Source organism: Mucilaginibacter phyllosphaerae (genome assembly GCF_004378255.1).
Taxonomy (GTDB): Bacteria; Bacteroidota; Bacteroidia; order Sphingobacteriales; family Sphingobacteriaceae; genus Mucilaginibacter; species Mucilaginibacter phyllosphaerae.
In genome coordinates this window covers 557050-579858 of record NZ_SNQG01000003.1, presented here as the reverse complement: position 1 = coordinate 579858, position 22809 = coordinate 557050, and the positions used below count along the sequence as shown (strand labels likewise).

At 43.7% G+C, this 22809-nt stretch carries 25 protein-coding genes and 1 pseudogene; 7 read left to right on the top strand and 19 right to left on the bottom strand.

Annotated elements, in window-relative coordinates:
* The first annotated feature begins 33 nt into the window (after window positions 1–33).
* A complete protein-coding gene (locus E2R65_RS10910; protein ID WP_134336505.1) occupies window positions 34–930 on the top strand; it encodes a helix-turn-helix domain-containing protein in 897 nt (298 codons plus the stop codon).
* A gap of 450 nt (window positions 931–1380) precedes the next feature.
* Here the strand turns inward: E2R65_RS10910 and E2R65_RS10905 are convergent, their stop codons facing one another.
* The 17 genes and pseudogenes from E2R65_RS10905 to E2R65_RS10835 form a co-directional block, all read right to left on the bottom strand.
* Window positions 1381–2361: a YeiH family protein gene (locus tag E2R65_RS10905; RefSeq protein WP_117383521.1), complete on the bottom strand. Its 981-nt coding sequence runs from the start codon at window positions 2359–2361 to the stop codon at window positions 1381–1383.
* Between the two features lie 67 nt (window positions 2362–2428).
* The gene (locus E2R65_RS10900) at window positions 2429–3055 is read right to left on the bottom strand and encodes a class I SAM-dependent methyltransferase (protein ID WP_134336504.1); all 627 of its coding nucleotides are present in this window, start codon (window positions 3053–3055) and stop codon (window positions 2429–2431) included.
* A 2-nt stretch (window positions 3056–3057) separates the two neighbouring features.
* Window positions 3058–4392, bottom strand: coding sequence for an MBL fold metallo-hydrolase (locus tag E2R65_RS10895; protein WP_134336503.1), 1335 nt, complete (start codon window positions 4390–4392; stop codon window positions 3058–3060).
* An 11-nt stretch (window positions 4393–4403) separates the two neighbouring features.
* A complete protein-coding gene (locus E2R65_RS10890) occupies window positions 4404–4814 on the bottom strand; it encodes a DUF6691 family protein (protein ID WP_117383524.1) in 411 nt (136 codons plus the stop codon).
* Complete coding sequence (locus E2R65_RS10885; protein ID WP_394347154.1) at window positions 4811–5368, bottom strand: YeeE/YedE family protein; 558 nt, start codon at window positions 5366–5368, stop codon at window positions 4811–4813. Before E2R65_RS10885 ends, E2R65_RS10890 begins: the two co-directional genes overlap by 4 nt.
* 5 nt (window positions 5369–5373) lie before the next feature.
* Window positions 5374–6162, bottom strand: coding sequence for a sulfite exporter TauE/SafE family protein (locus E2R65_RS10880; protein ID WP_117383526.1), 789 nt, complete (start codon window positions 6160–6162; stop codon window positions 5374–5376).
* A 45-nt stretch (window positions 6163–6207) separates the two neighbouring features.
* Entirely contained in the window at window positions 6208–6816 is a 609-nt protein-coding gene (locus E2R65_RS10875; RefSeq protein ID WP_117383527.1) for a Crp/Fnr family transcriptional regulator, read from the bottom strand.
* A gap of 19 nt (window positions 6817–6835) precedes the next feature.
* Window positions 6836–7543 carry a LysR substrate-binding domain-containing protein gene (locus E2R65_RS10870; RefSeq protein ID WP_373867795.1) on the bottom strand — a complete coding sequence of 236 codons (708 nt, stop codon included), beginning with the start codon at window positions 7541–7543 and terminating at the stop codon, window positions 6836–6838.
* A 15-nt stretch (window positions 7544–7558) separates the two neighbouring features.
* Window positions 7559–7732, bottom strand: a pseudogene (locus E2R65_RS20000) (LysR family transcriptional regulator); the annotation flags it as partial.
* Entirely contained in the window at window positions 7726–7872 is a 147-nt protein-coding gene (locus E2R65_RS19615) for a hypothetical protein (protein WP_158285256.1), read from the bottom strand. The gene E2R65_RS19615 and the pseudogene E2R65_RS20000, both read right to left, overlap by 7 nt.
* 90 nt (window positions 7873–7962) lie before the next feature.
* The gene (locus E2R65_RS10865) at window positions 7963–8703 is read right to left on the bottom strand and encodes a substrate-binding domain-containing protein (RefSeq protein ID WP_117383529.1); all 741 of its coding nucleotides are present in this window, start codon (window positions 8701–8703) and stop codon (window positions 7963–7965) included.
* A 1-nt stretch (window position 8704) separates the two neighbouring features.
* Window positions 8705–9622 carry a molybdate ABC transporter substrate-binding protein gene (locus E2R65_RS10860; RefSeq protein WP_117383530.1) on the bottom strand — a complete coding sequence of 306 codons (918 nt, stop codon included), beginning with the start codon at window positions 9620–9622 and terminating at the stop codon, window positions 8705–8707.
* Between the two features lie 33 nt (window positions 9623–9655).
* A complete protein-coding gene (locus E2R65_RS10855) occupies window positions 9656–10114 on the bottom strand; it encodes a DsrE family protein (protein ID WP_117383531.1) in 459 nt (152 codons plus the stop codon).
* Window positions 10115–10127: 13 nt separating this feature from the next.
* Window positions 10128–11174, bottom strand: a complete 1047-nt coding sequence (locus E2R65_RS10850; protein WP_229704640.1) for a c-type cytochrome — start codon at window positions 11172–11174, stop codon at window positions 10128–10130.
* 152 nt (window positions 11175–11326) lie between these two features.
* A complete protein-coding gene (locus E2R65_RS10845; protein WP_117383533.1) occupies window positions 11327–11719 on the bottom strand; it encodes a YidH family protein in 393 nt (130 codons plus the stop codon).
* Window positions 11720–11891: 172 nt separating this feature from the next.
* The gene (locus tag E2R65_RS10840; RefSeq protein WP_133300226.1) at window positions 11892–12329 is read right to left on the bottom strand and encodes a helix-turn-helix domain-containing protein; all 438 of its coding nucleotides are present in this window, start codon (window positions 12327–12329) and stop codon (window positions 11892–11894) included.
* A 159-nt stretch (window positions 12330–12488) separates the two neighbouring features.
* Window positions 12489–12914, bottom strand: a complete 426-nt coding sequence (locus E2R65_RS10835) for a MarR family winged helix-turn-helix transcriptional regulator (protein WP_117383535.1) — start codon at window positions 12912–12914, stop codon at window positions 12489–12491.
* Window positions 12915–13566: 652 nt separating this feature from the next.
* Between E2R65_RS10835 and E2R65_RS10830 the strand changes: the two genes are divergently transcribed.
* From E2R65_RS10830 to E2R65_RS10810, 5 genes are all read left to right on the top strand, one after another.
* A complete protein-coding gene (locus E2R65_RS10830; protein WP_134336501.1) occupies window positions 13567–13962 on the top strand; it encodes a hypothetical protein in 396 nt (131 codons plus the stop codon).
* Between the two features lie 119 nt (window positions 13963–14081).
* Window positions 14082–15473 (top strand): TolC family protein, encoded by a 1392-nt coding sequence (locus tag E2R65_RS10825; RefSeq protein ID WP_134336500.1) that lies wholly within the window; start codon window positions 14082–14084, stop codon window positions 15471–15473.
* Between the two features lie 12 nt (window positions 15474–15485).
* A complete protein-coding gene (locus E2R65_RS10820) occupies window positions 15486–18719 on the top strand; it encodes an efflux RND transporter permease subunit (protein ID WP_308472294.1) in 3234 nt (1077 codons plus the stop codon).
* Between the two features lie 4 nt (window positions 18720–18723).
* Window positions 18724–19806, top strand: a complete 1083-nt coding sequence (locus E2R65_RS10815) for an efflux RND transporter periplasmic adaptor subunit (protein ID WP_134336498.1) — start codon at window positions 18724–18726, stop codon at window positions 19804–19806.
* 131 nt (window positions 19807–19937) lie between these two features.
* Window positions 19938–20573 carry a hypothetical protein gene (locus E2R65_RS10810; protein ID WP_134336497.1) on the top strand — a complete coding sequence of 212 codons (636 nt, stop codon included), beginning with the start codon at window positions 19938–19940 and terminating at the stop codon, window positions 20571–20573.
* A gap of 362 nt (window positions 20574–20935) precedes the next feature.
* On the opposite strand, the gene E2R65_RS10805 is transcribed toward E2R65_RS10810, so the two are convergent.
* The gene (locus E2R65_RS10805; RefSeq protein ID WP_204986297.1) at window positions 20936–21877 is read right to left on the bottom strand and encodes a hypothetical protein; all 942 of its coding nucleotides are present in this window, start codon (window positions 21875–21877) and stop codon (window positions 20936–20938) included.
* Window positions 21878–22082: 205 nt separating this feature from the next.
* The gene (locus tag E2R65_RS10800; protein ID WP_134336495.1) at window positions 22083–22559 is read right to left on the bottom strand and encodes a rhodanese-like domain-containing protein; all 477 of its coding nucleotides are present in this window, start codon (window positions 22557–22559) and stop codon (window positions 22083–22085) included.
* Window positions 22560–22603: 44 nt separating this feature from the next.
* Between E2R65_RS10800 and E2R65_RS19835 the strand changes: the two genes are divergently transcribed.
* Complete coding sequence (locus E2R65_RS19835; protein ID WP_229704638.1) at window positions 22604–22795, top strand: hypothetical protein; 192 nt, start codon at window positions 22604–22606, stop codon at window positions 22793–22795.
* Window positions 22796–22809 lie beyond the last annotated feature (14 nt).

The window sequence follows — 22809 nt, the reverse complement described above, 5'->3', positions numbered from 1 at the left end:
TATACTTAATTTTGAGTAAGCTGAATATCGAATATGAATAAGATCATCAAATTAGATAGCGTAACCCAATTCAACACGGAACGGGGACAAGAGACTCTGCATCCTTTGGTAACTGTTCTGGATCAGTCGAAATCAAAGATGATCAAAATGAGCCGCTTTTTCTCGGGGCTTTATGTTGTGTTTTTGAAAGAAGAAAAATGCGCCGATATGTTGTATGGGCGGGGCCATTATGACTACCAGCAAGAAACGATCATATTTATTGCGCCGGGGCAACTGGCGGGCTTTGATGAGGAAGATACTTTAATTCAACCAAACGGCTGGGCGCTGGCTTTTCATCCCGACTTTATCCATGGCACCAGTTTAGGTAAACACATTCATAACTATCATTTTTTCTTGTATAGTATCCAAGAAGCCCTGCATGTTTCTGAACGGGAAAAAAGCGACTTGCTGGACTGTTTTTACAAAATTCAAAGAGAATTAGTACGGTCAATAGATAGGCATAGCAAGAAATTGGTGATCAGCAATATTGAATTGTTACTGAATTATTGTGAGCGCTTTTATGACCGGCAGTTTATCACTCGTGAACATGTTAATAGAGATATCTTAACAAGGTTCGAAAGCTTGGTGGATAATTACTTCACATCGGATAAACCAGCGATGATAGGCCTCCCTACCGTAGCTTATTGTGCTGAAGAACTCCATCTTTCGCCAAAATATTTTGGCGACCTGGTAAAAAAGGAAACGGGGCAATCGGCTCAGGAATACCTTCAAAACAAAATAATTGATGCAGCGAAGGAACGAATGTTTGACGCAGGCAAATCAATAAGCGAAATAGCTTACGGCATGGGCTTTAAATATCCGCAGCATTTCGCACGTCTTTTCAAACAAAGGGTTGGCAAAACGCCACAGGAATATCGGTTAATGAATTGAACCAGATCCTAAAAAAATTAGAAACTAAAGCAATATTTAGATGATCATAAAAATCCAATGGTCAAAGCTACAGTAAGAAGAACGACAGTTGTTAAAGCAATACAGGTACTGAATAAAAAATGATATTGTAACAAATGAAAAACAAGTTACAGAAATTTTAGACTTTTTGTATCTCCTTGCAAAACACACAGTGGAAGACTATTCAAAGTAAAAATGTTCATTTAAATATAATAGGGCATCTTTTAAGAGTTGCAAAAACAAAAAAGCCGCCCTACTTTCGTAAAGCGGCTTCGTAGCCCGTAGGGGAATAATCTCGAACCATTTTCTTAAAGATTTGAAGCGATTAGCAGGATAATTTGATTTTTAAAAAATCCCAAGGGGAAGTGCATAGAACCCAGTTTGGCGTAATAAAAACAGATGAAATTTGTGGGCTGTACCACCACTCATCAGTTAGGCCAAGTGCATCACGGCATACAAAGCGGCACAGGAAATGGCGATCCAAAGCACGACTCCCTGGAACAGAGGTTTGAACCCAACTGATACCAATACTTTTCTGGATAAACCTGCACCAATTAAAAACAGGGTAAGTGTTAAACCAGCCTTAGCGATCATGATCATATAAGGGCTGATCAATTTAGTGGCAGGGATGTAAGTGTTGGCGATCATGGCCAGAACAAACAAACCGATGAAGTAAGGAATGCTGATTTTTTTTGATTTGTTTTTGAAAATGAAAGTCGACATAAACGCCACCGGGATGATCCATAAAGCGCGGGCCAATTTAACGGTGGTGGCTACTTCCAAAGCATGTGGTCCGTATTTGCTCGCGGCACCTACTACTGAACTGGTATCATGGATGGCAATCGCGCACCATAAGCCAAATTGCGTTTGTGACAGGTTAAAATGATGACCGATCATCGGGAAAATAAACAAAGCTATCGAGTTCAGTATGAACACACAGCCAAGGGCGACTGATATTTGCTTTTCTTCAGCCTTGATCACCGGTGAGATTGCGGCAATGGCACTACCACCACAGATGGCGGTACCGGCAGAGATCAGATAAGAGGTTTTCTTTTCAATATTTAACCACTTGCCCATGAAATAACCGAAAATCAAGGTTCCGGTGATCGAAGCAATTGTGAATAAAACCCCTTCTTTTCCGGCTTGCATGGCACTATGCACATTCATGCCGAAACCTAAACCAACTACAGAAATCTGCAATAATAGATGCGTAGCTTTATGATTGAGATGCAAGTAAGGATGCCCTGTAAATTGGGCGATCACTAAACCCATCAATAAGGCGATAGCCGGACTGATAAACGGGGTTAGACATAAGGTTACACAAATTATAAAAATAATCTTACGGCTGTTTTCATTCAAATTGATCAGTAGTCCGGCAGTTTTAGAAGTTAATGGATGTTGTTGAGTATGCATAATCTTGTCTTTTGATGCTCAAAGATCCATCATTCTTACAAGTCATTTTTATCATAAAAAGCGATGATCAATAACCAAAAGTTATTGTTTTTTGAAACGTACAATATAGAAATTGCTGTAAAGTAAGGACGGGAGTCGGGTGTTCTTTCTCAAAGCAATTTATCTTTGTGAAATAAAGGCCGAACACATCGAAGAGCGTTGATTCAGAAAACTGATGTACGGGCAAATTGCTGCACTTCTCAGGTCCGTCTAACGCAAATGTACTGACTATCAAATAGCCTTTCTCTTTTAGATTTCTGTTTACAATATCTAAATATATATGCCGGTCTTGTAGGTCTGTCAGGAAATGAAATGTAGCGCGGTCATGCCAGAGATCAAATTTTTCAGATCCGGTAAACAGGAGCATATCCTTTATGATCCATTTAACTAAAGCGGCTCTTGGCCCTAAACGCAATTTTGCCCTTTCAATCGCTGCTGCTGATATGTCGAGCACTGTAATATTGGTATAACCCAATGCTAACAAATGATCAGCTAACAAACTGTCGCCACCACCAATATCAATGATGGCAGCATTTTTACATAATTTGAGACTGGCAATAATATTCAACGACGTTTCGGGTACGGGTTCATACCAACTCACTTCGGTCAGCGATTTGGTTTGGTAAACCTTTTCCCAATGTTCTTTTTTATCCATTGCTATAAAAAATCTTTAATGGCTTCGCCCAGGTCATAGACTTTTGCTTTATTGCCAAAAGCATTGTTAATGATACTGCTGCCAGCCGCGCTGCGATAGCCACCCGCGCAATGTACAATTATGGGTTTATTAAAGGGTATTTCCGAAACTCTTTCCCTTAATTCGGGAAGCGGTATATGGATGGCATTTTTAAATACCGGGTGTTCCTTCACTTCTCCAGTATTCCTAATGTCAACAATGGTATATTCTGTTTGATTCGTTGAAAACCTACGTAAATCAGTAGTATCCATTATTGCTGTTCCTGCCTGAAAAACAAATGCCCGCTCTATAAAATGCTCATAGCCAATCTTCGCGCAGCGCAAAATCAGGCTTTCGAGAATTTGCTCATTTTCTGCAACCAGGTAAAAAGCTTCCTCCGGTGCAATAATGCTCCCCAGCCAGGTTTCAAACTTGCCGCCATTTTGCAGGTTAATCGACCCCGGAAGATGCCCTTTTTTAAATTCTTTTTCAGCCCGTGTGTCAATGATATAAATACTGCTGTTTAATACTTCAGGATGGCCAATCGGAACATTTGCAATTTCCTGCGCCAGGTTTCCTGCGCCGTGTTTATTTAATTCTACATCAAACGGGAAATATTTTGGTACAAAGGGCTGATCCTGCAAAAGCATAGATATAAACTCCGATTCAGTCATATTTTGTAACGACCAGTTACTCAATTTTTCAGCGCCAATGGTACTGCTGTTGGCTTCACTTAATGCCTTACCACAGAGTGTTCCAGCCCCATGCGCAGGGTAAACAATTACTTCATTGTCCAGCACCATTAATTTTTCCCGGAGTGAATGATACATTTTTGCTGCCAATTCTTCCCTTTTAGCTGTTAGATTACCTGCACTTTCACGCAGGTCTGGCCTGCCGCAATCACCGATGAATAAGGTGTCACCTGTAAATACCGCTTTGTCTTTACCATCGTGTGTTAATACGATAGAGATACTATCGGGAGAGTGGCCGGACGTGTTTAACGCTTTTAATGTGATCTTGCCAAAACTGATACTATTCCCGTCATCAAAAGTTTGATGCGGGTAAACTGCGCCTACTAATGCAGAACAAAAAATAGTCGCGCCAGTGGTTTGATGCAATTCTAAATGCCCGCTTACAAAATCGGCATGCGGATGCGTTTCAATTACGCCGATAATCCTCGCTCCATTATTCTCAGCGTAAGCCAAATATTGACTTACATCCCTTGATGGATCTATCAAAACTATCTGGCGGTCACATTCACTCAAAATGGCATAGGAATAGTGCGATAGCCCTTTATCTTCAAATTGTTCGATTTTCATTTTATCTATTATTAATGAGGCAATTTCTCCCTTAATAAACCATAAGTCCAAGTTCCCGCAATCGCGCTTAACAGCGTAACTATAATTACGAAGAAGCCGCTGCCGATCTCGGCGAAAAGCGGTCCCGGACAAGCTCCGGTTATTGCCCAGCCTAAACCGAAAATCAATCCACCGTAGACATTACCCCAATGAAATGTTTTGTCAGCAATAACAATTTTTTCTCCGTGTATGGTCGTTAACTGAAACCGTTTGATGAGCTGAATTGAAATGATGCCTACGACTATGGCGCTACCGATGATCCCATACATATGGAAGGCTTGTAAGCGGAACATTTCCTGTATCCGGAACCAGGAGATCACTTCGGATTTGACGAGGATAATACCGAAGAGCATCCCTACTACTAAGAATTTGACATTTTTCATAACTGTAATAAATAAGGTAAAATGAACCAGGTCATCACAAATCCGCCGATCATAAAGCAACAGGTTGCCACTAAAGATGGCCACTGTAAAGAAGATATCCCCATGATGGCATGGCCTGAAGTGCAGCCTACCGCATACCGGGTTCCGAAACCAACCAGGAAACCACCCACAACAATAAAAATAAATCCACGCAGGGTGAACAGCTGACTAAAGCTGAATATATCCTGCGGCAATAAACCGCTAAAATCCTTGACACCTTCCTGCTGCAGCAGCGCTGTCGTATGTGGATTGATATTTACCTGCCCGGCGTTTGACAGCAGGTAGGTAGCAATAAAGCCGCCTATAATAATTCCGGCTGCAAAAAAAAGATTCCAGCTCTCCTTTTTCCAGTCATACTTAAAGAATGAAATATTGGCGGGGATGCAGGCAGCGCAGACCTGTCTAAGCGTTCCGGAAATACCAAAAGTTTTATTACCTAAAAGTAATAAAGCTGGTACGATCAACCCGATCAGGGGACCTGCCACATACCAGGGCCAAGGGTTGTTTAATGATATCCATATTATTTTGTTAAAGTTGTGATCAATATAAATATGCCCATCAGCAACACAAACCCGCCAAAAGCAGGCTTTAGTTTTGTTTCGCTTATATATTTGGTTAAATAGCTGCCCGTTATAATTCCGGCTATGGCAAATGCTGAAAACAGCAATAAGAATTTATAATCGATTGGGGCATGCCGGCTTACGTCACCCAATACGCCTAACAATGAACTGATGGTCATTACCATTAAGGATGTGCCCACGGCTTTTTTCATGGACAAACCGGCAAACAAAACCAGCGATGGAATGATTAAAAAGCCACCGCCCACGCCTACAAAACCGGTGATGATGCCAACTATAATACTTTGGATCACCAATTTGGTATAGCTCAACTGTGAGTCGGAAACTAAAATTTCTTTTTTCTTCCTGATCATCGAAATGGAAGCGGCCAACATTAACATCGCGAAAACAAGCATTAATAAGACTGGCTTGGTAAGTTCAAACGAACCAATATTGAGCAAATGATGCGGCACAGCAGGCATCACCCATTTACGCATGATGAATACAGCTATTAATGATGGAATACCAAATACAAAAGCTATTTTAAAATTCATGTTACCTTTGCGGTAATGGCTTAGCGCACCTGCCGAGCTGGTTATACCAACCACAAAAAGCGAATAAGTGGTTGCTATCACGGGGTCTATCTTAAAGCAATAAACCAGGATGGGCACGGTTAAGATAGAGCCGCCACCGCCAATGAGACCTAATGATAAGCCGATCAAAATTGCCAATGCGTATCCTGCTATTTCCATGGAAACAAAAATAGCGCTTGCGCAGCTAACGGTTGGTGACCTATGTTACAGAGGGATATTTAAAGAGATCTTATTTCTGGAAAGCGTAATTAATTCCTGTTTTTCCATTTGTTTCAACAGTCGGGAAACTACCTCGCGCGTGGTACCTAACTCTTCGGCCAGTTGTTGATGGGTTATACTAAACTCATTCGATCCGTAAACATTCGCTTTTCTTTTCAGCAAGGAAACGATCCGGTCGTCTAACTTTTGAAAGGCAACCGCATTGATCACCTCGAGCAATTCTTCAAAACGCTTATGATAAAGTTTAAAGATAAAGTCGGCCCATTCCGGATATACCTTGATCCATTCACTGGCTTTGGCTATAGGTAGCATCAATACTTCGGAATCTTCTTCCACCACCAATTTGACTTTGCTGGTATCTTCATGTATCCCGGCTAAAAAAGACATAATGCAGCTTTCGCCTGGTTTGATATAGTAAAGCAATATTTCGCGGCCATCTTCATCTTCGCGCATTACACGCATGCTGCCGGATAGCACCACCGGAATGGATCGGATATAACTATTCGATTGCATCATCACCGTTTCGGCCGGCAGGGTTTTCAGCTGGCTGTTGGCACGTAAATCCTCTTCTAAAATAGTTCCAAATAATTTCATCGTGATAAAGATATGATGATCAAATCGCTTTATAGCTTTTCGTAAAACGCATGAATAATTCTGCCAGTGACGCTGGTTGGCCGTGCGGCTGGATAAAATAAAACGGGCGTTCAATGGTTAGGTCTTTAATATCTATTATTTTGAGGGAATTGGTTTTTAACTCGTTTAAAATGGATTGTACCGAAAGGAAAGCAAAGCAATTGCTGTGCATTAAATAAGATTTGATGCTTTCGGTTCCACCCAATTGCATTTCTGTTTGAAGATCGGCAATTTTGATATCAAAGGGTTTTAAGGCGTGGGCAATAACATCCAGCGTACCTGATCCCGGCTCGCGTAATAACAGCGGCAAACTTTTTAACTCTTCCGGTTTAATAGCATCTTTTTTGATCGTGTTATTTTTGATACTACACACCAACACCAATTCATCTGCGATAAACTCCTGGTATTTAATCTGTGGGTTTCGGTGTATTCCTTCTACAATACCGAGGTCAATTTCCTTGTTTAACAGTGCCTGCTCTATTTGCTCAGTGTTGCCGGTAACCAAGTTGACTTGCACATCTTTGAATCTTTGATGAAACTGGGCTAAAACCGGTGGTATAACATACTGGGAAACGGTATTGCTGCCACCAATACGTAACGTACCCATATGTTGTTTCACCAACAAGTTCATGTCAAACTCCAATTCTTTGTAAATAGCTAAGAGTTTGTCTGCATATTGCAGTAACATATCACCCGCCGGGGTCAATATTATTTTTTTATTGCCACTCCGTTCAAAAAGGCTGGTTTTATATTCCGCTTCCAGTTCCTTAATGTGCTTGGTAACCGCGGGCTGGCTGATATACAATTCAGCTGAAGCTTTGGTGAAATTGAGCCGTTTGGCAACAGTATAAAATACCTGGAGGCGGAAGTCTAACATAATCTTAAAAATAGTATAGCAAAAGGAAATATCATAAATGCAAAAGCTGCTATGTATATGCTTACATTAATGATCTTTTCTCCTAAAGCAAAGGTTTGTTCTGAAAATTGGTAATGTGTTAAATTTTGTAAAGTTTTCATGATCTGTTTGATTTGTTGTTCAAAAATCAATCATGAAATCGCACTGTTTTCATCACCATTATAGATGATTGATAATGTAAAGTTATTGATTTATTCCCAACCCCATTTTTTAAATATCGTGTGACCTTCCGTACTTTTTAGGAACTGAACAAATTGTTTAGCCTGCGCAACATGCTTGCTGTTAGTAGTTATTGCTACCGGCGTACCCCGGTATAAACGCAATGATATCGGTAATTCTACTGTTTGAGTGATCGTTTTCAAATTTTCATGCCAAGATGCATAAGTGATCCAGGCGTCATAGGTATTATCTTTTTTCCAGGCCTCTATACCTAAAGCAGTATTGGCGAATGATCCTGCGATATTTTGTTGGATACTTCCGATTAAATCCTCTTTTCCGGCGACATCTTCCCACAATCCAAACTGCCCTGCGCCGTTCACATCTAAAATATGAACCCCTGGCCTCGTCAGGTCTTTCAGCGTTGCAATATGTTTAGGGTTTCCCGGTCTGACCAAAATGGCAGCTTTTCTTTTGTACAACTCTACTCTTGTACTGGCATCAACCATGCCCGGATGGGCCTGAATAAACTGCGTAAGCATATACTCGGCACCACCATAAATTACATCGGCATTTTGCCCGGCCTGCGCCAACCATTTAGGCTCTGGACCTCCCGCCACAATTACCGGGATGCCAGTTTTTGTAGTAAACACTTTAGCACAATCCTGCATGGCGGATAGCGGGCCACCAGGGCCATAAACATGCAGGGTATCGGTTTGGGCGAAAACTGACAGGCAACCTATGGTGGCGATCAGCAATAACATATATTTTCTCATCTTATTTAGTTGTAAATCCGTATTTGCGGTAAATCGCTTTGGCCGTCGGGCTGATCAAAAAATCCATAAAATCTTTCGCTGCCTGTGAATGCGGTGCATTTTTCATTTGCCCGGCAACGTAAGTGGCGTTGATGTTTTCTTTAGCAGGTATCTCTACCAGGTCTGTAGGGTGTTTGATCATCATTTGATAATAAGCCTCACTATACCATACGGGTGCCGCATCCGATTGGTTGTATAAAATGCGCATGGGTGTTTGGCGGTGGTGGATCTGCGTAAGGTAGGTAGTGCTATCCTTGACTTTGTCTTCCATGATCGTTTTACGCAAAGTTTCTGTTCCGGCTAATACATAGGCTTCTTCAATGCGCTTTCCAATACCTTCCCATTCCGGGTTCGGCATACTGACCCGTACATCCGCACGGCCCAGGTCTTTCAGTCCTTTTACATTTTTTGGATTGCCCTTCTGAACCATAATGGCCAAACGGTTATAAGCATAAGGTTCTGTTCTGCTGAAATATTCCGGCATCTGGTCGGTGCGGCTTTTACCAGCGGTATAAACATCCGGTTTTAAAGTGATGCGCATGTTGGCGATGGTGATGGAGCCACCGATGATCTGCTTGGCTAAAATTCCCGGCGGTAAAGTTTCCGCAAAAATGCGCTGGTATTGCGGGTGTTCCTTTTTAAAAGCTGCCATCAGGTCGTCTATGCACATGAACTGGTTCCCGGCAAAGAATACGACTAACTGCGGATCGATAATGTCGCCGAACAGATCGGGTACGTTATCTACGCCGGGCACGGTAAACATGACCTTACTTTCCGGCGGGGTATTCCACGGCGGATCAAAGCGGTGATCCTGTGCTTTTACCTGGCCACCCAGGGCGATTATTATGGCTATTGTGGATATTATCTGAAGATATTTCATGAGCTGTTATTTAAACTGAATTGGTGATATGGATTACGGGTGTACGGTCGCCCATCCTTCGTATTGACGGATAATGATCTCGCCATTGCCGCTGGGCACATAGGAAATAAAAGGGAAAAGATCGGCCTTGTCTATTTTACGTTCCCTGATCGTGTTGTTGCACTGTGCTAAGATTACCCCTTTGGCCTGCAGATCTTTCAAAGCCTGTTCGTAAGCACCGTTTTTCATAAATACGGCTACGCCATCACCAAAAGCGACCAGTTCGACATGCAGTTTACCTTTCAGCCGTGGATCTTCAATCGCGTTGTCGATATTACGCAGCGTCCCTTTGATCCTTTTCTCATCATTAGAGTTAAGGATGTATAAAGCATTATAATGTTTAAGTTTAGCTTCGGCACCGGTAAAGGTGGCCGGATCTGTTTGTTGCGCTGTGGCAGGTTTTACAAAAGCGATCAGCGCGAATGCTGCGAGTAGGAAAGCGTACTTTTTCATGTTTTCTATTTGTTTATGATTTTTTACTGGTTAATTCTTTTTGTGCGTCTTTGATGGGTTTAAAAGGACCGAGTTTGTGCTGCTTTTCGCTGAAGCCATCGGCATAAGGGCCAAACGGAAAATCGAGAGGTTTTTTCTTCAGGTCGGTCCAATCCCTGTGCTGGTCTTTATGCGGCCGGGGTTGTGTATTGATAAAGGCAGATACGTTCCAGGCTTCTTCATCTGTTAGTTGCGGGCTTTGATAGGTTGCTCCGAAAGGCATGTTGTTTTTGACAAATCCGGCAAGGTTGGTTAAGCGGTACATCCCGGCACCATCATTATAACTATGCTTCCCCCATAGTGGCGGGTTGGCATAGGTCTTTTTATCTGCGTTCAAAAGGCCTTCACCATTGGAGCCGTGGCAGCTCTGGCATTTCATTACAAATACCTCTTTACCTTTTGCAGGGTCGGCCGCATGATCCATGAAAGCAATTTTTTCAGTTGCACTGCCAAATAGCTTCTGGCCTTTCTTTACACTCTTGCCGATCCATTTCATATAGGCCAATATGGATTGTACTTCTTTACCTGCGGTATCGGGCACCTTGCCCGCTAAACTGCGTTCAAAGCATTCTGCAATGCGTTCCGAAGCTGGTTCAACCTTGCCGCTTCGGCCGCTCATCTTGGGGTAGCTGCTGATGAACCCGGCATAATCGTTACCGAAAAGTTTCGTACCGCCTGCCAGGTGGCAATTCTGGCAATTCATCCCGTTGGTGATCATGGCTACACTTCCTTTAGGCCCGAAGTATTGGGCGGTATGCGCGATCAGCTCCCGGCCGTACCGAATGGCATCACCTGCTTTGCCTGCCGGAATGGTACTTTCGTCAGGAGCTTTCCAGGCATCAGCCGAAATAGACCGCGGCGTAGTACCGGCGGAGGATTCAGTGGACGGGATAGTAGTACTAACGGGCGCTGTTGCTTCTATTACCGCCGGGCTGTTTGACCCCATGTTTGACAGGGAAACGATGACAATAACCATACAGGCGACCGCGATACAACTGATGTAGATTGTATAACGTGACATTTTAATTATCGTTTTAACGAGCTCTTTTTCTAAATCCGGGTCTTCCATTGTTGCTGTCCTCTTTGATTGATATATCAAAGGTACAGTCAAAATAGCTGCTTGTGATATCGCAAAACGTGATGTTCAATAACCAAAAGTTATGATTGACGATATTAAATACTTGGTAAAAGATAATAAATCAATAAAGCACTAATAACCAAAATGGAGGCTGTCAGGAAAACGGATAATAAAAAAGATGGTTTATAAGCGTGATCCAGCAATTGCTTTTCAGTTGAACGGTAGCGGAAAAATGACAGTAATGCCATAGCGGCACCAATGGCGACCAACAAGATACCGATCTCAGAGGAATACCCTTTGGTTGGTAAAACCACTTTACCGGGTAAAATCAAAGCGAGCTGCCGGATGAACAGGCTGAATTTAACCACCACAAAGCCGAAACCCATTAAAGCAATGCTTGTCCTGATCCAGGCTAAAAAAGTCCGTTCATTAGCCAGATGGTCACCGGGGTTGGCAACTGGCTTATCAATGTTATTTTGAGTAGTCATATCCACACTTAAAGTTATACAACCTTCATTATTAAAATTTGTTCCGTCAGGAGACTGGTGCGATACAAGCACTTTGTTCAATAACCTCGAATTGCAACAATTAATTTGATGGGCTACCATGTATATATCTTACGGATTACCGAAATCTAACTCAACGCAGGTTAGAAGCTTTTTATGGCTTTTTAAATTCATAACCAAGCAGTTTGCTTTTGAGGCTTACCTCTATCTGAACCATCTCCTTTTTAAACAAACTTAATCTGGATTCCCCAAGTTTTTCTTCTATGATCTTTTCAGCGGCGCTAACCGCCTCATGAATCTGAGGCATGACTTTTTTACCATTTTCGGCCAGCGAAAAAAGATACTCGTTCCTGCATTCGGGATCTTCCGTAGCAAGCAGGTAACCTATGTCCAGCAGCTCTTTTAGCATTGGCATCAGACTTCTCCGGTCAACTTCCATAAAATCTACAAGTTGCCTTTGTTTCATGCACCCCGCGCTGCCGGAAATAAATAACATTGCCTCAGCCATATATTCTGTGTGCGGTGGCGGAAGGTGTAAAGCAAGCACTTTTACATATAGCTTGCTTAATCTTCTGAGATCTTTAGCAATCATAAATTAATTTTTTATAGTATACGAGCGATCATTTATGAAAATAAACCACAGCATCCGATAATAATCACCCGGCATAATGCGTCAGTAAAGCTGCCTACTGTATACGTGCTCAGGGACTTCGACAGAAGTGATTACTTCTAACGCTCCTGTCGCTTACAGCTAAAGTGCGATGTCAACTAAGTTTGACTGCATCTTAAAAAGTGTTTCATAAAAATGATCCAAATGCGTTTTGTCGACTTGCTTGTTGATCATATGATTTACTTGCTCTATAGCTTCCTGTATCTTGGGTACACTTTCTTTACCCCTGTTGGTCAGATAGATAAAATGAGCCCTCCGGTCCGCTACATTTTGTTCCGTATAAACAAAGCCGTTTTTGGTCATCCCTTCAATGAGCACCGCAATACGCGACTTATCTACCTGAAATAATTCAGCAAGCTCCTTGTGGGTTGGAGTATGCTGCGTGGAAGCCAATAAAAGGATGATCTCTGCGTAATGTTCGAGGCGAAGATCAGGCAGGACTTTAACGATGGCACGGCTGTATAGCCTGCTTAAACGACGCAGGCTTTTCGATAATAAAATTTGCATAATAAATTCTTTTAGACAAACAGATTGAAACTTGACCGGAATGGACAGTTTGTTAAACGCTTATTACTAAAAGAATCAAATACGAAGGGCGAGCCGGAAAGGGAAAGTGGCCGAAAGGTAATGTGGTATCGGGGTAGGTGGCCTTAGTTGCCTTCCTGTCCGGGGAATTAAAAACAAGATCAAAAACACTCCGGCCAGTTGAACAAATAGGCTCTGCATATTTTGATCTTTATTTAAAACAGACTTGTCCGTACGGTGCATCATACTGGATGCCTGAGCGCTGAAATTATCCGGTTTCCTTTTGAAGATAGAATTGTAGCGTACTTGCGACTTATTTGAAACCAAGTGATGGTTAGGTAGCAAAAGAATATGGGTAAGCACGATAAATAAGTACGCCGTAGTCAGCAACAGCACACTCATTTTTTTACGATCTGGTACCCTCATAAACAAATATAAGTAATTTGGTTTATTTAATTTAAATCGCCAGGCCAAACCTGACGGGGTCTATAACTTTGCATTCCTTTCCAGGCAATTGGTTCAAGCGTGCAAGTATTTACTATATAAGTATACCAACAAATAAAATTCAATTGCAACAATAATTTTGCAAAAAAACCTTTATTGTTTTAAGATATTTGCATAGTAATATTAAAAGGTGAAAAAGAAGCAGGCCACATTTCCCAGGAATATCTTAGTGCTCGCGCTTGTTGCCGTGTATTTTTTCATGGCGTCCACCCACATTTTTTTTATTCCCTGTCTTACTCAGGGCACCCATCATACAGCGCTTTCCCATAATTCTATTTTTAAAAGAAAGCTGGAATACCGCGCTGTTGCCGGCAAGCAACTGAGCATTATCCAGCGGCCTGATAAATCGATCTTCGAAGAGCGTAAAGCGGTATCGGATTCCATCAGATCCTTTTTAAGTTTTTTTACTATCCTGCTGTTTATTTCGCTGTTCTGGAGGTTTAAGCCCAAGTTCTTTGCTAATGTTTCCGCCCAGCTTTTTCCTCCCCTCCATTCGTACTTATCACTTTGCGTGATCCGGATCTGATCAATACCACTTCTGCAATAGTGCCGTACCAGGCCTTTTGCGCAATCTACATTCTTTTGGTTTAAGGTATTGCCGATATTAAAGGCACTCACCATTTATTTCATTTCCGAAAAATTAATATGCAAAGTTCAAAAAGACAGCTAATTGTCGTCATTTGCCTTTTTATTGCAGGGCATACTTACGCGCAGCAAACAAATCCGCCGGTCAAATTAAAAGACTTATTAAACCGGGTAAACGAAAAAGCACCCTCGCTGCTCACGGACTCTGCTGCTATTACCATCCGGCAGGCCCAGGCTGCAGAAACCCGCAGCAACTGGCTCCCCAACCTCAAACTGAATTACCAGGCTGATATAGGCACCAATAATAATGATGCCGGGCCTTACTTTGGCTTTGGTATCATCCCGTCCAATTCACGCGGCGTAAGGACTGAAAGCAACACCAGCGCGGCATTGACCAACCTGGGCATTGCAGCCCTCGACTGGGAGATTTACAATTTTGGAGCCTATGGTGCCCAAAACAAGGTGGCTAAATCAGATATAAATGTTGAACAGAACAAGTTCGCACAATCTAAATACCAGTTGCAGGCCTATACTATAGGCAGCTACCTGCAATTAATGCGTCTGCAAGATCTCCTTTCCATTCAAAACAGGAATATCCAGCGCAATGAGCAGATCAGACGCTCCATTCAATCACTTGCCAAAAGCGGGATTCGGCCTGGTGTTGATACCAGTATCGCCGAAGCCGAGCTTTCCAAAGCACGACTGAATTATATCGAGCTGGACAACCAGTTAAAAAGGGTTCAACTACAGCTATCAGCCATCAGCGGACTGCCTTATCAAAGCATTATCCCGGACACCGCCGCTGAAAGCCATATGATCCGTCAGGCAGTAGCACCTGCAATGCTGAGCGCAGATACGGCCAACAACCCTTTGATCAACTATTATAAGTCGATCTATCAGGGCAGCCTTGATCGCGAAGACATGGTAAGGAAACAGTACAATCCGAAGATCTTGCTGGAAGCCGCAGTTTGGGGCCGTGGCTCCAGTATTGATGCCAATGATAATTTCAACAGCCTTTCTACCGGCTGGGGGTTCAACAGAAACAATTACCTGGTCGGGGTGGGTATTTCCTATAACCTGTTTGACATCCGGCGCAAACAGCTCAAACTCCGCACCCAAAAGGCAGCGACAGACTATGCGCGAAAACAACTGGATGAACAAAGGAGTGCGTTAGCGCTAAATGTGAACCAGGCGGATGTGGAATTAAACACAGCAAAACAGCGTTTACAGGAAATTCCTAACCAGTTGAAGGCGGCCAATGCCGGTTACAGGCAAAAGCTATCCCTATATAAAAGCGGCTTGACCGACATTATTGAACTGAATGCCGCTTTAAATATTTTATACCGTGCGGAAACCGATTATGTACAAGCCAAATCCGCGTACACTAACGCTTTGTTCCAGAAAGCTGTGACAGGTAACCAGGTCAGTTCAGTTTTAAACCTTTTAAATTAATTAACTATGTCAATGGTCACATCCGCACTCAAAAGGCCGATCACCGTGGTGGTGGTCACCATGAGCCTTTTAATATTTGCAGTGCTTAGTGCAATAAAAATACCGATAGATATTTTTCCGCAGTTAAACCTGCCTACCATCTATGTTATTGAATCCTACGGGGGTATGTCGCCCCAACAAATGGAGGGCTTTTTCTCCACCCGTTTGCAGGATCAGTTCCTGTATGTAAATGGCGTTAAAACCATTACAAGTAAGAATATTCAGGGTTTAACGATGCTGAAGCTGAGCTTTTACGAGAACGTAAACATGGCCGAAGCCCAGGCGCAGGTTGCCTTGCAGGTAAACCGTGCCATGAAGTTCTTTCCGCCGGGCGCCCTGCCGCCGCAGGTGGTACGTTATGATGCGTCTTCACTTCCTGTTGGACAATTAGTCCTGTCCGCTCCCGGCCGTAGTTTAAAGGAAATTTACGATATGGCTGCTACTCGTATCCGGCCGATGTTCGCTTCAGTACCGGGCCTGTCAGCGCCGCCGCCATTTGGTGCCAACTCGCGGTCAATCACCGTTAGCGTAGATCCTAATAAGATGCGCAGTTATGACCTGACACCTGACCAGGTGGTAGAGGCGCTGGCTAAATTTAACGCCATGTCGCCATCTGGTAACCTCCGTATTAACAATACCATGTTTACCACGACGATCAACTCTCTGGTAAAAAAGTCAGAAGAGTTTGGTGATATTCCCATCAAAACCCAAAACGGGGTTTCCGTTTTGGTGAAAGATGTCGCCCGTGTAGCGGATGCGGCTGACGTGACAGTCGATTATGCGTTGATCAACGGTAAACGCTCTGTTTATATCCCGGTGGTTAAAACCGCCGATGCCTCAACATGGTCGGTAGTTCAAAATCTGAAAAGTAAGATTCCGGAAATGCAAAGTTTGCTGCCCGACGATGTGAAGATATCCTACGAATTTGACCAGTCTATCTTCGTAATCAATGCCGTAAAAAGCTTAATAACTGAAGGCGGTTTAGGTGCGTTACTGACCGGTCTGATGGTGCTGCTGTTTCTGCGCGACTGGCGCAGTAGTTTAATCGTTGTAATTACCATCCCGGTATCTATTCTATTGGGCGTGTTTCTTTTAGGCATGTTCGGTCAAACCATCAATATCATGACCTTGAGCGGGCTGGCACTGGCCATTGGTATCCTCGTCGACCAGGCGACGGTAACGATTGAGAACATTCACCAGCATTTGGAAATGGGAAAATCAAAAAAACTGGCTATTTATGATGCCTGTGAAGAGATAGCGTTTCCACTACTCCTGATTCTACTTTGTATTCTGGCTGTATTTGCTCCATCCTTCCTGATGAATGGCGTGCCCAAGGCTATGTTCCTGCCCTTATCGATGTCCATCGGTTTGACGATGATCGTTTCTTATGTTTTGGCACAAACGCTGGTACCGATATTAAGCAACTGGCTGATCAAAGCCGAGCAGTACCAGCATTATGTACATGGCGAACTTCATGCACATGCAGGCGAATCTTTAAATCAAAAGGAAGAAATACAGGTTAACAATCACCTGAAAGAAGAACAGGATCATCCCGAAGACAACGACTTTTTCGAAAAGGTCAAAATGCGGTTCATGGGGATCATTACCCGCTGGATGCCGAATAAGAAACTGATCGTACCGATCTATATCGTGGCGGTTATCGTGCTGGCCGGTGTGGGTTTTGTGGTCATCGGGAAAGACATGATGCCGAAGTTGAACAACGGGCAATTCCTGATCCGTATCAAGGCACCCGACGGTACCCGGTTGGAACGCACGGAAGATAAATTCAAAGAGGTGCTCAATATTATCGATAAAACGGTAGACCATCATATCGCTATCAGTTCGGGCTACGTGGGCATCGTGCCCAGCAGCTACGGTACCAGTAACCTGTACATATTCAATACGGGTACGCATGAGGCGGTATTGCAGGTGAATCTGGATGAAAATTACAAAGTAAATATGGATGAGCTCAAGGACGCGTTGCGGAAAAACATCTCCCATCAGTTACCAGATCTGCGCATCACATTCGAGCCCATCGATATGACGGAAAAAATTATGAGCCAGGGAGCGGCAACGCCTATTGAGATCAGGGTGGCCGGCAAAGACATGACGCAGATTGAGGCGTATACCAATAAAGCGGTCGCTAAATTAAAGCAGATCAGTTACCTGCGCGATGTGCAGATAGTACAACCTTTAAGGATACCCGTAGTAGCCATTACGCTCGACCGTCAAAAGGTGTCGCAATTCGGGTTGAATGTAACCGATATCGCACGTTCAGTTACGGCCAGTACATCTTCCAGCCGCTTTACAGAAAAGAACCAATGGCTGGATGAAAAAGCTGCCTATACCTACCAGGTACAGGTGCAGATCCCGGAATATGTAATGAACACGATGGACGAACTGAAAGAGATCCCGCTACTGAAAGGCCAAAGCACCCCAACATTGGCCGACGTGGCCGATTTCAAGGTGATCTATTCACCGGGTGAATATGACCGTTCGGGTCCGCGCCGTTTTTTAACGGTGAGCGCCAATATCTATAAACAAGATCTGGGCACCGCTACCGCCGATGTTCAAAAGGCGATGACCTCGCTGGGCGCACCGCCAAAAGGTTTGGTCGCCGAATTGAAAGGGATGTCGAGTTTGCTAACCGAAACCATGGGCAGTTTGCAAAGCGGTTTAGCCTTTGCAGTATTGGTGATCTTCCTGCTGCTGGCAGCTAATTACCAGTCATTCAAGCTTTCTTTAACCGTACTCTCGACTGTTCCGGCGGTAATCTTAGGTTCGCTAACCGCTTTACTGCTGACCGGTTCTACGCTTAACCTGCAATCCTACATGGGGATGATCATGTCTACGGGCGTGTCCGTGGCAAACGCTATTCTGATCGTAACGAATGGTGAAAAGCTACGCCTGGAATTTAGAGATGCTACCCGCGCATCTATTACGAGCGCAGCTATCCGTTTGCGGCCAATTCTCATGACCAGTTTTGCCATGATGGCAGGTATGGTGCCGATGGCATCAGGTATGGGCGAGGCAGGTGAACAAACCGCGCCGCTGGGCCGGGCCGTGATAGGCGGTTTATTTGCTTCCACACTTGCCGCTTTGTTTATTCTGCCCCTCGTATTTGCCTGGGTACAGGACAAAACCACTTATGAATCACCGTCATTAATGCCGGAAGAAAATACCGCTATTGAAACATCAACGATATAAACACATGAAAACGAAAATAATCATTTTAGGCGCTGCAGCCTGTTTTTTAGCAGCCTGCTCCGGTAATGAAAAGCCGGTAGACCTGACCGAAGCGAAAGCAAGCGGCAACAAAAAATATGAGACTGGCACCATCACCGAAAAAGCTTTATCCAGCTACGCAAGGTTGCCCGGACAACTAAACCCCTATAACGAGGTTAACCTGTTCCCCAAAGCAAACGGTTTTGTCAAGCAGATCTTCGTTGACCGGGGTTCCCAGGTTCGTAAAGGCCAATTATTAATGACACTGGAAGCTCCTGAAATGGAATCGCAGTTGCAGGCGGCGAATTCGCGCTATTTGCAGGCACAGGAAACAGCGAATGCCAGTAAAGAAAAGTATAACCGCCTGAAGCAAGCCGCAGCTGAACCCGGTTCGGTATCGCCGCTTGACCTTGACAATGCCGTATCCAGAATGAAATCAGATATGGCCATAGCCAATGCAGAGCGATCTAATATGCAATCGGTTAGCACGATGCAGGGTTATCTGAAAATTTATGCACCATTTGACGGCACCATCGTGCAGCGGAATGTTTCGCCGGGCGCGTTGGTTGCGCCTGGCAAAGGCACCGACCAGCCCATGCTGGTGCTACAGGATACCCGCAAACTGCGTTTAGAAGTTGCCATCCCTGAGGATTATGTAGATAAAGTGGATCTGAAGCAAGCGGTTACTTTCACCTTCAATGCAATGCCGGGCACCGAGCACACCGCAAAGATCAGCCGTTCAGCTAATGCATTGGGCAATATGCGTTCCGAAGCAATAGAGATCGACGTTATCAATAAAAGCGGACAACTTAAACCGGGGATGTATGCGGAGGTAAAGATCCCGATGCTTTCCGGTGCCAAGTCTTTGCTGGTACCTAATACCGCAATCGTTCGCTCCACCGAGCGGGAATATGTGATCACGGTAAGAAACGGTAAGGCGAAACTGGTCGATATCAAAGAAGGACTTGCTGGAAAAGATTCTACAGAAGTTTTCGGTGCTTTGGTTCCCTCAGACCGTATCGTTACCAAAGCTGGCGACGATGTTAAAGACGGTACAGTTATCAACTAAATTCTGAACCGGCATGGCCAAGTTCGGGATCATGCCGGTTTTTTTTTAATCGGAATAATGCGATAGTGCCCCTTGCCGATAATTACCGCTAACTGGCACAAAATCCACATGGTAATAATATTATACATCAGATGATCGTGGGTTACATTAGGAAATATCTGCAATTTGATACGGATGGCATATCGCCTAAAGAGGTGGCTACGCTTAAACAAACGTATGAATTACTCAATTATAAGTATAAAACGCAGTTTCTTGACTACAAGGAAACCAGGAATTTAAATTTTATATATCTGGCTATGCAAGCCAACCTGACCGGTATGCTGATGGTCCAAAAACAGTTCAGGAGATGCTTTTTAATATTTACAAAAAGCCAAAGTAGGGCATCGAAAATGAACTGGAATGACAGGCAAGGAAGCGATAGCAGCTACCAGGTCCGCGCATATGCTATATTGAGGAAAGATTACGGTAAAGTTTTTATTCGTCGGAAATCATTGATCGATAAGATCATCAATATTTTCGTGGTCGCATCAATCAATTTTAAAATGGACAAAGCTTTCACCAATAAATTTTATGTGGTTGCAGAAGGCAAGGGATGTGCTGATGACGCGATAGACCAGCACTTCAGAGACTTGGTTAAAAAATTTAGCCAGAAAGATTTTTATATAAATATCATTAACCGTACGCTGATGATCGAATATTCGAATGGTCTGGATGCGCAAAAAACAGCTATGATGGCGGAACTTGCGTGCGCAATGTCCACGCTGTAATTTCCGGTGAATGGTTAGGTGATCAAAATAATGAACCAAACAGAACTTATGCAGTTTTTATTTTCACAAACGCTTCTCCGGATGAGCAAATCATACATAATTTGATCATTGTTGAACTACCTGAAATGTATCCACTCAGATCTTGACATTGCGGTATTGGTCGTCCTTTTTTTCAATAAATATAAGATGACCCAAAAAGAAATGGCTGATCTCCCCCATGTAGATGCGTCGCGTTTATCTGGCCTTCTTTTCGACTTGGTCCAGAACTGGCTTATGATGAATTTTTTGCCGACAAAACGGAAAAGATCGTTTGCCTTTGGGGTAACCAATATAATCACGCTTATTTCCTCAAGGTTTAATTTTTACATTATTCGGAACCTGACCTGATTCTTTTGTTCCCACACAAAAAGATTGCCGGTTGCGCTTAGTTGCACCGCTTTCACATAGCCGCCGGTTCCGATCATCCTTGGTGTTTTTTGAGGGAACGCGATCACATTCAGCGTATCACCTGTTTGGTATGTTATCAGCGGGTTCGCTCCACCTCCGGCAATACTGCATGTTCTTCCCCTGGCCAGGTAGGTTTCCGGCTCTCCGGGAGTTGCATAATAAATATTCCCCTTCCGTTGCCATACCGTCTGCACCGCGCTCGCCGGGCTGATCCGCAGGCCCCCGCCATCCATCGGGCAGCCGTTCAGTTTCCAGGTGTCCATGCCCATCTTTTGCGCTGCCGCAAAGGTTTGCCCCATGTTTGAAGAGCGGGTTACATAAAGGTCACGCGAACCGTTCAGCCAGTTTCGGAACATGATAGCTACCGAAGAACCCTGTACTGCTATACTGGGCTTACAGCACTCACAAACATGCTGGTCGGGTGATTGATATACCATCGCATTTTTAGACCAGTGAATCGCTTTACCCGATAGAGAAGAAAAATAGATCTGGTTCTGCTTTCCGGTTCGTATGTCGAGCCAGGCCGCGTAAAAATGGTCCTGGTCGTCAGTCGCAATGTTCATCAATCCCTCGGGGGCTGACCCCGGCTGATCGTTGATGACGCCCATACTTTTCCATTTGCCGGTAGCATGAGCAAGACGATACCAGTAGATATTGCCGGATTTATCCATTGCAGTGATCACCGAAAAGTTTTTTGAGCTGGTTAGTTGCGGGCCCCTTGCCATACCCAGGTGCATTAAGGGTAATTTGGCAACGAGTGCGGGCTTGCTGAAAGATGCACCATGATCGGTTGAAACAGCACAAAATATCTGGTCGGCAGATCCGAACACCACCCTGATAATCCCTTTATTATCCATGCTGACTTGTGGCTGCTGTCCCTGTCCGATTAAACTCTGGTCGTCTGACAGGGCACTTAATGTTAGAACCATTATAAATGATAGTACAAAAAAACTTATTCTTCTCATTTTACCAATATATAAATTTTGGAAAGTTAAGCCATTAACAACGCCAACTGAACTGACTTATTCATTTGAATTACGAAGATAAAGGTAGCCGACTTGATCAGTTTACCGCTAATGGATAACCTTTAGCGATCCAATTGGTTTGCAGGTTGACCGGAAGGTTTAACAATTTAATATGGGTAAATCCCATTTTCTTCAATTCCTGGAAAGCAGGCCTGATGTTAGGGCATTTGGTAAAAGGGCAACACCCGCAATAGATGACGATGTCCGCGTTTTTAGGCAGAGTCGTTACCATTGCTTTCAGTGCTTTTAAATTTTCTGTTTTATCCGCAGCACCAATATGTTTTGCCCCTTTAATGTCTTCGACTGCGCCTATGTTGAGAATCAGCGGCAGTTTAGCCGGGTTTTCTTTGATGTTCGCAGCAAGTAAAGCAGGTTCCATGAGTTCATGTTCTGTCCAGGGATAGTTATTAAGGGCAGAAGGTACAGCTACCGGGGATGTCTGCGCCTTTGCCGATGAAAACCATAGGCCGCCAATTAACAGGCAGCAAATGGTTAAGCGAATTTTATTGCTCATTTTGTTCAAATCATGATGACCTTTATTATAAAGATCACATTTTTATGTATGAAGGTAATAAAAAAGCACACTGGGATGATGTTTATTCCAATAAAACTTCGGATCAGGTAAGCTGGACGCAGGCGGTTCCTCAAACATCCCTGGATTTTATCTACGGGTTCTTGTTCTCTAAAAGTTCCAGTATCATTGATATCGGCGACGGTGACAGCAACCTGGTGGATTTTCTTATACAATAGGGCTTTCAGGATAT